Below are 14,593 nucleotides of genomic sequence, written 5' to 3' on the forward strand. Positions count from 1 at the left end.
CAAAAGCAGCACCAAGAAGCCCGACATGCCGTTCAAGTCCCCCTGAGTCGCTGCTTGAGAGGCTAATTTCCGCTCCCGATGGCCGCTCCCTCACCCAGAGGCAAGCAAAAAAGAAGAATGCCCGCGATTGAACCCGCCTGCGCCGATGAGCGAATCGGCAGGCAGATACACCATTGCGCTGAGGATGTTCAAGCCGCGGCACGCGTCCGGCGATCGGAGATGCCCTTGAATATGCGGCGCTCCTATAAACTTGGCCGCCACACGGGCAGACGAATGCTCAGCCACGCTCGCGCGGTCCGGCTGGCCCCTCATACAAGCAGATGGAACGGAATTGCGACGCGGCAGGTCAGCGGGACAAGGAAGATCCGTCAAGGTCCGGCAAGCCAGTCCCCGCGCCGCCGCCAGCGGCCGCTGATCATGCCAGGATGCCTGCTACCGGCCCTCCTGCGCCCGGAACATGAACCAGAGGCCTACCGCCGCCGGCACGCCCAGTCCGATCCAGGCGATAACATCCAGCAGGCCGTCCCCTACAAGGGCCGTGATCAGGCCGATCGAACTGACCAGGGCGATCAGGATCGGGGCGGAAAAAATCTGCCACAGAGATCGCGTGGCGAGGCGAATGCGTTTTTCGGGATGCCTGGTCACGATACGGGCGCCGCCTCAACATTGCCGTCGGCGGCCGTAAGCCCCAACTGCTCCTCCGTCGTCTTGCGGCGGGTGAAGAAAAGATAAAGTCCGGTCACCAGCACGGCAATGGATATGAGATCCAGGATCACCCACAGTATCTTCATCGGCATGCCGCCGTAGTCTCCGAAGTGCAGCGGTTGCGAAACAAACAGCGCGTCAACGTACCAGGGCATGCGCCGCATGTCGGTAATCTGGCCCGTTTGCGCGTCGACCAACACCGGTGTCAGAAGCCTCGCCGTAAGATGCTCCTCGCCCCGGAGAAAGACGCCGTAGTGATGGGCGCCGGAAAACTGGCTGCCCGGATAGGTTATGAATGAAGGCACGCGCCCTTCTGGAGCGGCTTTCTTTGCGGCCTGATAGGCAACATCGATGCCGGCCGGGCTCTGTGGCGCAGGAAGATCCTTGTAGGGCGCGATCATGTCTGCCAGTTGCCCAAACTGCCAGATCTTGAAGATCGAGTCGGCCCAAGTGTTGATCACACCCGTGGCCCCAACGACGCTGAGCCAGGCCAGCGTAACGATGCCGAGAAGATTATGCAGGTCGAGCCATTTGATACGCCGTCCCCGATTTTGGCGCACCGTGCCGAAATCCAGGCGGCGCATGAAGGGCGCGTAAAGAACGACGCCGGAGACGATCGCGGCAATGAGCAGCAGCCCCATCACGCCGAGGAAAAGCTTTCCCGGAATGCCTGCGAACATATCGACGTGCAGCGTGTGCAGGACATACATGATGCCCTGGGTCAGATCCGGCTCGCCGAGGACCTTGGCCGTGCGGCCGTCGACCGCGACCAGCTTTATCGTGTCCGGCGGCGAGTCGTAGGCCTTGGCCATGCCGACGAACAGCAGGTTCTTGTCGTCCTCGTCCCACGAGATGAAGGGAATGACGAGATCCGGATGGCGCGCGAACGCGGCAGCCTCTACGTCCGCGAGCGGGGCCTCGGGCGTATCGGCCGGCATGGCCGGCGGATCGAGCTCAGCATACTGCCAGTGCAGAATGTCATGGTAGAAAACGAGCGGCAGTCCGGTGATGCAGAGCATCAACAGAAACGCGGTGGATATGATGCTCGTCCAGCGATGCACCTTATACCAGTTGCGCACCGTACGCGGGGTCAATGGAGGCCTCCTGGTGAGGTTCGGCGCGTGGAGTGATCCTCATCGCCGTCGCTTAGGAAAAGAGCGCAGGACACTACCATTTGTAGGCCAGCGTTCCGAGCAGCATCCGCCCTTCGCCGAGGCTGCAGTAGATCAGGTCGCAATATCCCTCGACATAGTACTTATCGAAGATGTTGGTCGCGTTGAGTGAGAGTTGGGCGCCCTCGAACACCGGATCGATGCGGCCGAGATCGTATGACACCATCGCGTCGACGAGCGTCCGGCCCGGCGTCAGCTCCGGCGCATAAAGCTCGCCCTTGTAGCGAACGCCCGCTCCGAGGCTCAAGCCCGTGAGCATGCCTTCCGAGAACGTATACTTCGCCCAGGCCGATGCCTGATGCATCGGAACAAGCTGCACCGGAGCGCCGATCTCGGCGAGATTCGAGCTCTTCGTGATCTCGCTGTCGAGATAGGCATAGCCCAGGACCGCTTCGAGGTTCCGCGTCAGGTTTGCCCGCGCATCGACGTCGAAGCCGCGCACGCGAATCTCACCGGTCTGGGTTTGCGGGAACGCCGGATTGCTCGGATCGATCGTCACGACGTTTTGCTCAACGATGTCGAACGCCGCTGCGGTGATCAGGACGTTCGCCCCCGGCGGCTGGTACTTGATGCCAGCTTCGTACTGGCGACCCTCAGAGGGCTGGAAAGGATTGCCCAGGGCGTCGATCCCGGCGATGGGCTGAAAGGACGTCGCGTAGCTGACGTATGGAGCGATGCCGTTCGCGAACACGTAGCTCAGGCCGGCACGCCCGGTGAAGGCGTCGTCCTTCTGCGTCTCCGCCGTTCCTCGCAGCAAATCCTCGGTCTTGGTCTCAACCCAGTCGTGCCGCCCTCCGAGCGTCAGGATCCAGCCGCCCCATTTGACCTGATCCTGGGCATAGATCCCGATCTGATCCTGCGTGATATCGTTTTTCGCGAACGGAAAGAGGGTCTGCACCCGGGCGCCGTAGACCGGATTGAAAATGTTAATCGGATCGATCCCTATCCCAGGCCAGTCTGGCGTCCCTTTCGGCAAATCACCCGTGAAGTCATAGCCGCCCGACATTCGGAAGTAGTCGACACCCACCAGCACCTGGTGATCGAGCGCCCCGGTCGAAAAATCGGCCTGAAGCTGGTTGTCTGCGGCAAAGGATGAAGCGTCGGTGGCCTGGACATAGGCGCCACGATTGACAGTCTCGAGGTCCGCCTGCAGGCCTTCGACGCGATGGGCCCGGAAAAGATTGTCAACGCGGGACACGCGCGCGTGCGAGCGGAACGTAAAGACGTCATCGAACTTATGATCGAGTTCGTAGCCGATCGCCCATTGATCCCGATCAAACTTGTCCCAGCCGGGCTCGCCCAGGAAGGTGCGGCGCGAGATGCGCCCGTTCGGGTTCGGCAGCAGCGAGCCCTGAGCGGGTACGTACTGGTGCGGATATGTGCCGTAATCGGCGCCATAGTGACCCAAAAGCGTGAACGTGGTGTTCGACGTCGGCTTCCAAGTGAAGGCGGGCGCGATGTAGGCGAGATCGTCGCGCGTGTAGTCGACTTCCGTCTCCGCATCGCGGAAGACGCCGGTCACACGGTACAAGAACTTCTTGTCCGCCGTGGCCGGGCCGCTGAAGTCGAACGCGGTCTGGAAGCGCTCATAGCTGCCAACTTCGAACCTCACCTCGTTGAGGGGCTCGTCGAGCGGTCGCTTGCTGACCATGTTGAGCAAGCCGCCCGGAGAATTCTGGCCGAACAAGAATGACGCCGGGCCCTTCAAGGCTTCGATGCGCTCGAGGCCGTATGGCTCGAAGCGAGGCGTACCGAAAAACGTGTTGTTCGGCACCGCGAGGCCGTCGAGATATTGAACCGGCGTGAAGCCACGAATGCGTGCCTCGCTGTATCGCGAGCTGGCGCCGTTCAACTCGACCACGACGCCCGGCGTATACCTCAGAGCTTCCGACAGTGTTCCCGCACCCTGATCTTCGATCTGATCGGCGGTCACCACCGAGATCGACTGAGGCGTTTCGAGGATGGGCGCACCGGTTTTCGTACCGGTCGCGGTGAGTTTCGCGACGTATCCGTTCACGGGTCCTGTGGCCGACGCCTCGCCCCGGGATGCATCAGGCGGCCCCTGCTCTGTATCGACGGCGGGGGCCGGAGCGGCTGCTTGCGGGGGCGCGGCGACGGGTGCTTTCTTGGCCGCTGCCTGCTTCTTTGCCTTAGGCGTGGTGGCCGTCACCTCGACAGCCGGGAGGGCGGTCGAGGCAGCGGCGGGTGCCGGTTCGGCTGCCTCCTGGCCGACCGCCTGGCCAGCAGCGCAGAAAAGGATGGGCAGGGCGACAAAGGCGGGAGCTTTGCGGTTCATGGTGCGGCGAGGTCCTGGCTGCTGCATTCAAATGCCCGGGCGGCACGAAACCTTTGCTCCGATATAATACCTACGGAGTCAACAATATGTCGCCTTGTTTCGTTCCAGGTTGTTGCATGATGGCAACCGGCACTGTCCGTTCTCGGATCTTAGCCGGGCAAGCCCGGCCAGGCCTTTGATTGCAGACCGAGCGGGCCCCTTTTATGATTTTCACAGAACGCTTTGAATTCGCCTCGCTTTTGATTATCCATCACGCCGCCTGGGCGCCGGGCGGCGTCTCGCGGCGAGGACGTTGCGAATCGAAAAGCTGGAGCGGATGCGCGCCACGCCCGGCAGCATCGATAAAATCTCGGTGTGGATGCGCTCGAATTCCGCAGCGTTCTCGACCTCCACACGCAGCAAATAATCCGAATCACCGGTCATCAGATAGCACTCCTGGATCTCAGGGTGGGACCGGACCGCCTCCTCGAACCGCTTGAAGACGTCCTCGGTCTGCTGCTCGAGCGTGATGTTGATGATCACGGCGATGGCTGCCTCGCCAGAGGAATGTCCGACGATCGCGGTATAGCCGCGGAGGACGCCGCGATGCTCGAGGGCTCGGATGCGTCTCAGGCATGCCGATGCGGACAGCCCCACCTTCTCGGCGAGCTTGGCATTGCTCATGCGGGCGTTCAGGCGAAGCAAGCGAACGATTTCGGCGTCTATGGCGTCCAGGCGCTCCACGGCAGATCCTACGATTCCATTGCATGATTTTTGATGAAATTGATCAACGATCGAACAATCCTGCAACAATAGAATGAACATTGCTCGATTCTTGCGCCATTTTCTACGGCTCGGCTAGCGTGCGCTCGCTCTTGATGAAAGCGGACGGCGGAGGGTGAACGCGCTTCAGGCCTTTGTTTGAGAGACGGGTTCACGTTCTCGATGCGAGCCGCTTGCCCAAGGCAAGCAGGGACCGGAGAGCCTTTCCGATCCGATGAAATCGGATCAGAGGCCCCGGCTCTTTGATGAGACCGATAGATCACGCCTTAGACCGATAGGCTCCGAAGTGATCATCGTCAGACGCTCGCATCTCCAACGATCCGGCTACAGGGAGCGGCGCATGGACGGCGGGTTTGAGGCGCGGCTGGACTGTCAGGGTGCAGCAGGCGTGTTGACAATCGATCTCATTGCCTTGCGCAACAACTATCTTGCGCTGAGGGAGCGGCTTGCCTCGGCGCGCGCCGCGGCGGTGGTTAAGGCGGACGCGTATGGCCTCGGCATGGCTCGCGTCGCGCCCGTCCTGTTCGAGGCTGGCTGCCGGGACTTCTTCGTCGCCCAGCTCGACGAGGCGCTGAAGCTCAAGGATATGGTCCCCGCCGATGCGCGGCTTTTCGTGCTCAACGGGTTGATACCGGGAACGGAAAAGATTTGCGCCGATGCGGCGATCGTCCCGGTGCTCAACTCTCTCGACCAGGTGCGGGCGTGGGCCTCCATCGCGCAGGCGACCCGCACCGGGTTGCCTGCGGTCCTTCAGTTCGACACAGGCATGTCGCGGCTCGGCCTCTCCGAGAGCGAGGTGCAGGCGCTCGCTGCCGAGCCGGACCGGCTTCGCGGCCTCGAGCTTCTTTTCCTGATGAGCCATCTCGCATCGGCGGACGAGCCGGAGGATACGCAAAACAGCGAGCAGCTCGCCGTGATGCGGGCGTTCGCCGAGCGCTTCCCGGGCATAGAGCTCTGCCTGTCGAACTCAGGCGGCATCTTCCTCGGAGCCGACTATCACGGCACCCTGGCACGCCCCGGCATCGCCCTTTACGGTGGTGCGCCGACTGCAAATGCGCCCAACCCGATGCGTCCCGTCGTCCGCCTCGAGGTCCGCGTCATTCAAACGCGAGAGGTGCCGGCCGGTGCGCGCATCGGCTACAATGGCAGCTACGTCACGCCCAGGGTGTCGCGCATCGCGACCATCGCGGCGGGCTATGCGGACGGGCTTCCGATCAGCCTCAGCAATCGCGGCTCCGCCTATTTCGGCGGCGCAAGGCTTCCGATGGTCGGCAGGGTGTCCATGGATACGATCACACTCGACGTTTCCGCGCTTCCACGAGGGGCGTTGGCGCCGGGCAGCCTCGTCGAAATCCTGGGCCCGAACCAGACGTTGGAGCAGCTTGCCGCCGACGCGGGCACGATCTCCTACGAGATCTTGACCAGGCTGGGCCAACGCTACTGTCGTCACTATCGCTGATCGCGAACGAGGTCGAACCGGGGGCTTCCATGAAAATCGTCATTCTCGGCGCGGGCGTCATCGGCGTGACGTCGGCCTACTATTTGGCCAAGGCGGGACACCAGGTGACCGTCATCGATCGCCAGCCCGGCCCGGCGCTCGAGACCAGCTTCGCCAATGCGGGCGAGATCTCGCCCGGCTACTCGGCGCCGTGGGCGGCGCCCGGGGTGCCTCTGAAAGCTGTCAGATGGCTCTTCATGCAGCATGCGCCATTGATCATTCGCCCCTCGGCTGTGCCATCGGCGTGGCGCTGGATGGCCAGCCTGCTGCGCAACTGTACGGCTGCCCGCTACGCCATCAACAAGGGCCGGATGGTTCGCCTCGCCGAATACAGCCGCGACTGCCTGATCGAGCTGCGCGGCGAGGCGAAGATCAGCTACGACCATCGAACGCTTGGGACGCTGCAGGTCTTCCGTACCCAGAAGCAGGTGGACGGAGCCGAGAAGGACATCGAGGTCCTCAAGCGCGGCGGCGTTCCGTTCGAGGTTCTGGACCCCTCAGGCTGCATCGCTGCGGAGCCGGGGCTCGCTTCGGCGCAACACAAGATCGCCGGCGGCCTGCGCCTGCCAAACGACGAGACCGGCGACTGTCTCAAGTTTACGAACGCGCTGCACGAGATATGTGAAAACCTCGGCGTGACGTTCCGCTTCGAGACGGACATCCGCCGGTTGCGCTTCACGGGCCGGCGCGTGGCTGCCGTTGAAACCTCTCACGGGGACATCGAGGCGGATGTGTTCATCGCCGCACTCGGCAGCTACACCCCTGCCCTGCTGCGTCCGCTTGGCATCGCACTGCCCGTCTATCCTGTGAAAGGCTACTCCATCACCCTCCCCATCGTCGATGAGGCGCGCGCGCCCGTTTCCACGGTGATGGACGAAACTTTCAAGGTTGCGATCACGCGCCTCGGCGACCGCATCCGCGTAGGCGGGATGGCCGAGATCGCGGGGTTCAACCTGGATCTTCCCGACGCGCGCCGCGCGACGCTGCGCCAGTCCGTAGAAAGCCTATTCGCGGGCGCTGGCGATCAGGCGCGCTCGACGTTCTGGGCTGGCCTGCGTCCGATGACCCCGGATGGCACGCCGGTGATCGGCCCCGCGCCACGCGGCGACAACCTCTTCCTGAGCACTGGGCACGGGACGCTCGGCTGGACCATGGCTTGCGGCTCCGGGCGCATGCTCGCCGACATCATCGATGGCAAGACGCCCGCCATCACCCCGTCGGACTACACGCTCGACCGCTACGTCTCGTGAGCCCACGCCCGGCTCCGGGCTTTCCACCCGTGGCGTGAGCATTGGCGGCTCGCGCCGCCGGCCGCGTCACAGATGCCGCCGCAGTCAAAAACAAACGCCAGCCGGGAGCGAGCCCGGCTGGCGACAGATATCGAGACGAAGCCGCTGCTCAGTCGATATCGATGCCCGCCAGGGCATAGTGGCGGATCGTCTTGCGGTTGGCGATCAGCTCGTCAACCGTCGGCTCCTGCTTCATGGCCCGCGTCAGCGCCGTGGTCATGGCCTCGTAGTTGTTCTTGTAGAGCTCTTTCTTGTCGAGGTTCGCGTCCGTCGCCGTCCGCGGATCGAGCCACACCGTGGTGATGATCGCCACGTCGTTTGCAATGTCCTTCGGGATGATGCCGTTGGCCACCGCATCGACGATCGCGTCGCCGAGCGCTGCCTGCACCACGCCGCCGAGAAGATCGACGTACTCGGCGCTGGCGATGGTCACCTTCGAGGTCATGATCGCCGCCGGGCGAACCATCTGGTTGCAGTCGCGCAGGATGAACATCCGCGTGTGACCTGCGGACTGGCCCATCATCGTGGCGAACGCCGTGCCGACCGGGCCCTTGACGGAGCCGATCACGACCTCCGGCATCGCATCGGTCACCTGGCCTTCAGACGCGAACACCGTGGCTTCGCCAGTCCTGAACCAAATCTCAGACATGAATTCCTCTTATTCTAGAGTGGATAGATTGAGAGAGAGAGTCGGTTCCTTCGGCGGAGCATCCGCCCTGCGGAACTAAGCAGCCCGTGAGCCGGCGTTCATCTCTTTGAAATCGGAGCGAGCCCCGGTGAACGCAGACTTATTCCGGTGGAGGATCCGAGGCGGGCGACATCCGCCGCACGCCTCGGGAGATCTCAACCGAGCTGAGCCTTGAGCTCCTTCGCGACCTCGAACATGTCACCGACGACGCCGTAGCGCGCCGCGCTGAAGATCGACGCTTCCGGATCCTTGTTGATGGCGATGATGTTCGGCACGTGCTTCATGCCGGCGAGGTGCTGCACCGATCCGGATATCCCCATCGCGATGTAGACCTTGCACGAGCTCACGGTCTTGCCGGACTGGCCGACCTGGCGGTACTTGGGCAGCCAGCCGCTGTCGGCGATCGGGCGCGAGCAGCCGAGCGTGAAGCCGATCGTTCCCGCGAGTTCCTCGAACTGGCCGACGTTGTCTTCTTCGCCGACGCCACGGCCGATGGAGAGGATGTACTCGGCAGCCGTCAGATCCACGCCGCCGCTGGCTTCGGGATCATGGAAGGCGATATGGCGCGTGTGCGCTTCCGCAGCCGGCGCAGCGAAGCTCGTGACGCTCGGCGACGCGGTCTCCTCCGGCGGCTTGAACGATCCGGCGCGGACCGTCAGAAGCACGGTCGACTTGCCCGGGAAATCCACCTCGGCGCGCACTTTCTCCTGGTAGGCCTGCCGCGTGGCGACAAGGTCGTCGCCATCGTAGCTGATCCCGAACACGTCGGTCGCAAAGCCGAAGTTGCCCTTGACGACGAGCGAGGGTGCGTAGCCGAGGCTGTCGATGCTGTGCGGAAGCAGGACGACGCCTGGCTTGCGCTCTTCGATCAGCTTGAGCACGGTCGCCTCGAAGAGATCGCTCTGGAACTCCTCGCTCGCGAGCGCGACCTCGATGATCTCGTCCACGCCCGCGAGGGAAAGCTGCGGCGTGAAATCCGAGGGCTTGCTGGCGAGAATGGCGACCAGCACCTTGCCGCCCTTCGCAGCGGCGAGCTCCTTCGCCACGCTCACCGTTTCAGCAACGACCGGGCTCAAGACGCCGCGGCGCTGCTCGCCGATCACGAGAATATCTGCCATGGCTCAGGCTCCCTTCAGTTCGTTGACGATCTCGATGATGCGCTTGGCCTGCTCGGCGGGCGTGCCGCTGATCAGCTCGGCCTTGCCCTTCTCCGGCACGTACATGCGCCGTACGCGCGAAGCTGAACCCGCTTCGCCGATCTGATCGGCCGGAATCCCGAGATCCTCCGGCGACAGCTCCTCAATGGTCTTCGTCTTCGCCTGCTTGATGCCGCGCAGCGACGCGTAGCGAGGCTCATTGATGCCGAGCTGAATGGTGAGGACGGCCGGCAGCGAGATCTCGATCTCTTCCTCAACGCCACCCTCGAGCTCGCGGCGCACGGTGGCCTTATCGGCACCCGGCGTGTAATTGAGCTCGGAGACGACGGCAACGTGAGGCCAGCCAAGGAGCGCGGCCGTGGCAATGCCCGTCTGCGCGTGGCCGTGATCGGTCGACTGGGTGCCGGCGAGGACGAGCTTTGCATCCTCACGCTTGGCGACGGCCGCGATGACGCGCGCCACCGCAATCGGGTCCGATCCCTCCAGGGCATCGTCCCATACGCGGATGCCGCGCTCGCCGCCCTTGGCGAGGCACTTGCGAAGCCCCTCCTCAGCGTCGTCGGGGCCGACGGTCATCGGCACCGCCTCGACGGCTCCTTCGTTCTTCTCCATCAGCTGCAGCGCAGCTTCCCACGAATAGTCATCCCATTCGTTGAGCTCGTGCTCGATGTAGTCGCCATCGACGGCCCGGCCGTCGTCGCGAATCTCGAAATCCTCGTCGAGGATTTCGACCTGCTTCACCGGAACAAGTATCTTCATGCGCTAGATTCCCACTGATTTGAGAGGTGGTTGCAGAGAAGGTGACGTTGTGTTCGCCCGAGTGCTCGCCTGGGTCCCGGCATCCACGAGTTCCTCCCTTGCAAGCCTCACAGCGGCGGTGAAGCGCACTTGCGGCTCGGGATCGGAGAGAAAGTCGTAGAGGGCGTTAGCCGGAAGCGAAGGGTTTCTGAGGAGGCAAACGCGGTTGAAGACGTACGGGTCTTCAGCCAGGCGGAGCAGAAGATCCGATGGCGCGTGTGCGTTCAGAATGACGGAGCGTCGAAGATCGACGTTGGAGCTTTCCGCAATGCGCTCGAGCCAGGCGTGCGGCGTCACAGGATTACGGCCAAGCCCGCTTAGAACGTCGATATTCTCCTCATGCTCGAAGAGCGTGATCATCTCGGCATCGATATCGGTGCGGAAGCTCACACCGGCACGCACCCAAGGATGGTCGTCTCGGGCGAGCGCAGCGAGAAGATCCTTCGGGCAATTCGGATTGCGGGCGACGCCGCGGCGCACCTCATGCTCCGGATCCCGCGAGAGGCGCGCCAGACTGTCGATACCGACCGACGGGTTGCGCGCCAGCCAGCGCCGCACCCAGGAATCTTCATCCCGGGCCAGTCTTTCGATGAGGGCCGCCGGCAAGTCATGGCGGCGCGCCTTCATTCGGCGGACCGATGCCGCCGGCTCGCAGTCCGGCCCGTCGATGGCGCTCGACGGCGCGCTGCGCGCTGCTGCTGCCCTCACCTCCGACACCGGATCGGCAAGCAGCGCGATCAGGTCAGGCGTGCGGACGTTGGGGTTTTCCGCGAGCTTGCGGCGAACGATAATCGCCGGGCTCAGTCGCGCCGCGTCGTGCAGCTCCGGCGGGCACGATGGATTGGCGACAATCTCGCCCTGCAAATAGCAATCGCCGGCCGAAGCGTCCCACAATGTCCGGAGCAGCGCCGCATCCACAGCGGGGTTCGCTGCCATCAGCTTGCGCTCACCCAAGGTCGCCAGCGGAAAGATTTCGGTCAGCAGATCTTTCGGGCAAGCCGCATTGCCAGCCAATCCTTCGCGGATGGCTGGCGCCTCACGCCACGGAAGACTGCGCAGGAGACCCGCCGAGGCGTTGCGATGTCCGGCCAGCGCGGCGAGGATGGCAAGATCCTCCACCGCGCTGGCAGTGCCACGGATATGCTCCAGGACATCCGCAGGCGTGCGTTCGTGGCGCGCAAGGCGCCGGTTGAGACGCGCGTCGTCGAACCTGGCCAGTGACGCCAGGATCGCTGGAGGTGTGAACGGCTCACCCGCCCAACGCAAACGGTCCCGTGCGGTTGCGAAGATGATGGCTTCCAGCCTGGTCCGCCATGCCGCGTCGACGAAGGCGTGCACCGCCGCCGCGACGTACACGTCGAGCCCCTCGCCGTTCCGCGCTAGCCATGAGCTGAAGGAAGCGGGACCCGGAGCCATCATGATCCATCACACCGCCGCAGGAGCCGCGACCTCGGAGACGTCGGAGGCGTCGTCGAGGCATTCGGCAACAAGCTCGATCACTTCGCGGATCTCGAAGTTCTCCTCGTTGTTCGTCGTCTTGCGTGCGTCCTCGAGCATGTTCATGCACTTCGGGCAGCTCACGACGATGGTCTCGAGGCCTTCGATGCCCGCCGCCTCGCGCACGCGGTTCTCGGACGGCTTCTCGAGCCCGACCGGGTCCGGCGTCCAGATGCGTCCGCCGCCGGCGCCGCAGCAGAAGGAGTTGTCGCGGCTGCGGCGCATCTCCACGAGATCCACTCCGAGGCTCCGGATGGCCTCGCGGGGGCCGTCATAGCCTTTGTTGTAGCGGCCGAGATGACAGGGATCGTGGAACGTCACGCGCCGGCCATCCAGCTTCTTCTTGAGCGGAATGCGGTTCTCGTTCAGCAGACGCGCGATGAAGGCGCTCGCGTGCTCGACCTCGTAGTTTCCGCCGAACTCCGGATACTCGTTCTTGATCGTGTTGAACGAGTGCGGGTCCGTCGTCACGATGCGCTTGAAATCGCAGTCATCCAGAACGGCGATGTTCGTCTCGGCGAGGTGCTGATAGAGCCCCTCCTCGCCAACGCGGCGCACGTCGTTGCCGGAGTTGCTCTCGTCCTCATAGAGGATGCCGAAATCGATGCCGGCCGCCTTCATGATGCGCGCGAAATCAACCGATACACGCTGGTAGCGCGGATCGAACGAGGCGAAGTCGCCCACGAACCACAGCACGTCCACGGGCTCAGTGCGTGCGTCCTTGATCTCGAAGTCGAGCTTCTTGGTCCAGGCCGGGCGCTTCTTCTTGTTCTCGCCGAACGAGTTGCCGCGCTTCTGGATGTTCTGCAGCACCTTCTGGACCATCGGGTCCATGTCGCCCTGCTCGACGAGCGCACGGCGCATCTCGACGATGGCGGGCACGTGCTCGATGCCGACGGGGCAGATCTCCACGCATGCGGCGCAGGTGCGGCAGGCCCACAGCGTCTCGCTCGAGACCTGGAAGATGCCGTTACCCTGGGCAACCAGCTTCTCCGGCTCCGGCATCTTGATGCCGCCGAGCGTGGCCTCGGACAGCTCGCGCAGCGTCAAGATGAAATCGCGCGGCGAAAGCGGTGCGCCGGTAGCGTTGGCCGGGCAGGCTTCATGACAGCGGCCGCACTTGGTGCACGCATCGAAATGAAGAAGCTGCTTCCAGGTAAAGTCGGTGATGTTCGTGGCGCCGACGCGCTCGGCCGCCATGTCGACGGGGGCGAGGCGCTGCACGGGAGACGGGTCACGCGAGGCGAGCGAGGCCATGGCGGTGAAGATGTGCTTCGCCTTGGTGAACGGAAGGAGCGCGATGAAGGAGAGCGCGAGCGCACCGTGGAACCACCAGAGGCCCACGCGCATCGTGGATGCACCATCGGTCCCCATGCCGATGGCGGAAAGGCCATAAGCGATAATCGTGCCGACGGGCGACCACCAGCGATAATCCCAGACCGTAGGATTGTCGCTTAGCCACACGAGGCGTGCGGCCTCGAGCAGGAAGCCCGTAATGCCGATGATGATGAGCAGCCAGAGGAATGCCCAGTCCTCGATGCGATAGAACGACCGATCGGCATCGGGCGCATCCGGGGCGCGATCCGGGCGCTTGTAGTCGAGCTTCGGCGGTTTGATCCATCCGCGCCGGACCATCATGTAGATCAGGCCGGCGACCAACCAAAGGCCCGCCAGATCGAGGACCAGGGAGAAGATGAGATAGAAATCGCCGTACCAGAACTTGAGGCCGGTCAGCGGCTCGAGGATGTCATACTCGAGGGTGATGGTGGCGGTGCCGATGAAAAGCAGCGCAAAGCCGAAGAAGATGAGCGCGTGCGCGCGGCCCGCGGGCTTATCGCGGCGGCGCAGCGTCCGGTGCGTGCCGACGGCGGCAACCATTTCACCGATCCGGTCCGCGAGACTCGGGAGCACCTTCCGCAGCGGCTGGCCGCGGGCATATTTCCGATACTGCGTGTAGCAGCCGTAGAGAAAGATCGCGATCGCACCAAAGCCGATCACATAGAACAGGCCGATGGCCAAGCCAGAGAAATTCTCGAAGAGTATCCGTGTGACGTCTTCGGGATTATGGTTTTGGTCGATCATGGCGCAGGTATCCTGTGTTGCCGGCGAACCCCCTCCCGAGCCACCGGCGTATGATCTCCTTCCGCATGAGCGGAAAGGCTGGCGTCCTTCCGGATCCGATGCGTGATCGCGCACGATCCCGCCCGCGTGCGCGAGCCGCTCCGGTCCGTTCCCATCCCCTGATGCAGAGGCTCCGGCACGCCTCGAAAGTCCGCCCCGTGGCCGGGCCAGAAGCGCTTTCAGACGGGAATGGGTATTGGTTGCTCACGTTTTTTCTTCCAAGATTCCAATAGTTCGATCAGCCGGCATACGCGCGAAAGAACAACGCAACTTCCAATCCCAAATGGGGACCGTCAGCGCACTCTTTGCGACAGCAATAACCATGCTCGGAACACCCGAAGGCGCTCAGCGGATATCTTGAATTGGACGTGTCTTGAGGGGCGCCTCAATCGAGCTCAGGATTGCGAACGCCTACCTCCTCAAGGGCCGGCAGGACGTGCTCAGCGCTCAGTCTTGTTGGTCATTTGAAAGTCCTCCCGATGATTTTTCTTTTATGAAATTTAAAATAGGTCGTCTGACCAAGATGTGTCAAGCTGCGATTATGCAGGCGCGGGGGAAGCGGTGTGCGGATGCGAATAACGTGTCGAGGGCGGCGGTGCTCAGCACAAGG

11 protein-coding genes are annotated in these 14,593 nt (G+C 63.3%); 2 read left to right on the forward strand and 9 right to left on the reverse strand.

The window, feature by feature from the left end:
• Positions 1 to 432: 432 nt before the first annotated feature.
• The 4 genes from V7P99_RS00115 to V7P99_RS00130 form a co-directional block, all read right to left on the reverse strand.
• Positions 433 to 645, reverse strand: a complete 213-nt coding sequence (locus V7P99_RS00115) for a hypothetical protein (protein WP_333792782.1) — start codon at positions 643 to 645, stop codon at positions 433 to 435.
• The gene (locus tag V7P99_RS00120) at positions 642 to 1,799 is read right to left on the reverse strand and encodes a PepSY-associated TM helix domain-containing protein (RefSeq protein WP_333792783.1); all 1,158 of its coding nucleotides are present in this window, start codon (positions 1,797 to 1,799) and stop codon (positions 642 to 644) included. The genes V7P99_RS00115 and V7P99_RS00120 overlap by 4 nt, the downstream gene beginning before the upstream one ends.
• A 73-nt stretch (positions 1,800 to 1,872) precedes the next feature.
• Positions 1,873 to 4,173: a TonB-dependent siderophore receptor gene (locus tag V7P99_RS00125; RefSeq protein ID WP_333792784.1), complete on the reverse strand. Its 2,301-nt coding sequence runs from the start codon at positions 4,171 to 4,173 to the stop codon at positions 1,873 to 1,875.
• A gap of 243 nt (positions 4,174 to 4,416) precedes the next feature.
• Positions 4,417 to 4,896: an Lrp/AsnC family transcriptional regulator gene (locus tag V7P99_RS00130; RefSeq protein WP_333792785.1), complete on the reverse strand. Its 480-nt coding sequence runs from the start codon at positions 4,894 to 4,896 to the stop codon at positions 4,417 to 4,419.
• Positions 4,897 to 5,275: 379 nt separating this feature from the next.
• Between V7P99_RS00130 and alr the strand changes: the two genes are divergently transcribed.
• Positions 5,276 to 6,394, forward strand: a complete 1,119-nt coding sequence (alr, locus tag V7P99_RS00135) for an alanine racemase (RefSeq protein ID WP_333792786.1) — start codon at positions 5,276 to 5,278, stop codon at positions 6,392 to 6,394.
• Complete coding sequence (locus V7P99_RS00140) at positions 6,394 to 7,683, forward strand: D-amino acid dehydrogenase (protein WP_333792988.1); 1,290 nt, start codon at positions 6,394 to 6,396, stop codon at positions 7,681 to 7,683. The genes alr and V7P99_RS00140 overlap by 1 nt, the downstream gene beginning before the upstream one ends.
• Positions 7,684 to 7,831: 148 nt before the next feature.
• Here the strand turns inward: V7P99_RS00140 and fae are convergent, their stop codons facing one another.
• The 5 genes from fae to V7P99_RS00165 form a co-directional block, all read right to left on the reverse strand.
• The gene (fae, locus tag V7P99_RS00145) at positions 7,832 to 8,371 is read right to left on the reverse strand and encodes a formaldehyde-activating enzyme (RefSeq protein WP_333792787.1); all 540 of its coding nucleotides are present in this window, start codon (positions 8,369 to 8,371) and stop codon (positions 7,832 to 7,834) included.
• A 194-nt stretch (positions 8,372 to 8,565) separates the two neighbouring features.
• Positions 8,566 to 9,528, reverse strand: a complete 963-nt coding sequence (locus V7P99_RS00150; RefSeq protein WP_333792788.1) for an electron transfer flavoprotein subunit alpha/FixB family protein — start codon at positions 9,526 to 9,528, stop codon at positions 8,566 to 8,568.
• Positions 9,529 to 9,531: 3 nt separating this feature from the next.
• Positions 9,532 to 10,326 carry an electron transfer flavoprotein subunit beta/FixA family protein gene (locus V7P99_RS00155; protein WP_333792789.1) on the reverse strand — a complete coding sequence of 265 codons (795 nt, stop codon included), beginning with the start codon at positions 10,324 to 10,326 and terminating at the stop codon, positions 9,532 to 9,534.
• Positions 10,327 to 10,329: 3 nt separating this feature from the next.
• Positions 10,330 to 11,784 (reverse strand): hypothetical protein, encoded by a 1,455-nt coding sequence (locus V7P99_RS00160; RefSeq protein WP_333792790.1) that lies wholly within the window; start codon positions 11,782 to 11,784, stop codon positions 10,330 to 10,332.
• Positions 11,785 to 11,790: 6 nt separating this feature from the next.
• Positions 11,791 to 13,944, reverse strand: coding sequence for a heterodisulfide reductase-related iron-sulfur binding cluster (locus V7P99_RS00165; RefSeq protein WP_333792791.1), 2,154 nt, complete (start codon positions 13,942 to 13,944; stop codon positions 11,791 to 11,793).
• Positions 13,945 to 14,593: the final 649 nt, after the last annotated feature.

Source organism: Hyphomicrobium sp. (genome assembly GCF_036780825.1).
GTDB lineage: Bacteria > Pseudomonadota > Alphaproteobacteria > Rhizobiales > Hyphomicrobiaceae > Hyphomicrobium_C.

Bases quoted from the DNA above. Each gene is read 5' to 3' on its own strand.
- V7P99_RS00125 (WP_333792784.1), bottom strand. From the start codon at position 4,173: ATGAACCGCAAAGCTCCCGCCTTTGTCGCCCTGCCCATCCTTTTCTGC.
- alr (WP_333792786.1), top strand. From the start codon at position 5,276: ATGGACGGCGGGTTTGAGGCGCGGCTGGACTGTCAGGGTGCAGCAGGC.
- fae (WP_333792787.1), bottom strand. From the start codon at position 8,371: ATGTCTGAGATTTGGTTCAGGACTGGCGAAGCCACGGTGTTCGCGTCT.
- V7P99_RS00150 (WP_333792788.1), bottom strand. From the start codon at position 9,528: ATGGCAGATATTCTCGTGATCGGCGAGCAGCGCCGCGGCGTCTTGAGC.
- V7P99_RS00155 (WP_333792789.1), bottom strand. From the start codon at position 10,326: ATGAAGATACTTGTTCCGGTGAAGCAGGTCGAAATCCTCGACGAGGAT.
- V7P99_RS00160 (WP_333792790.1), bottom strand. From the start codon at position 11,784: ATGATGGCTCCGGGTCCCGCTTCCTTCAGCTCATGGCTAGCGCGGAAC.
- V7P99_RS00165 (WP_333792791.1), bottom strand. From the start codon at position 13,944: ATGATCGACCAAAACCATAATCCCGAAGACGTCACACGGATACTCTTC.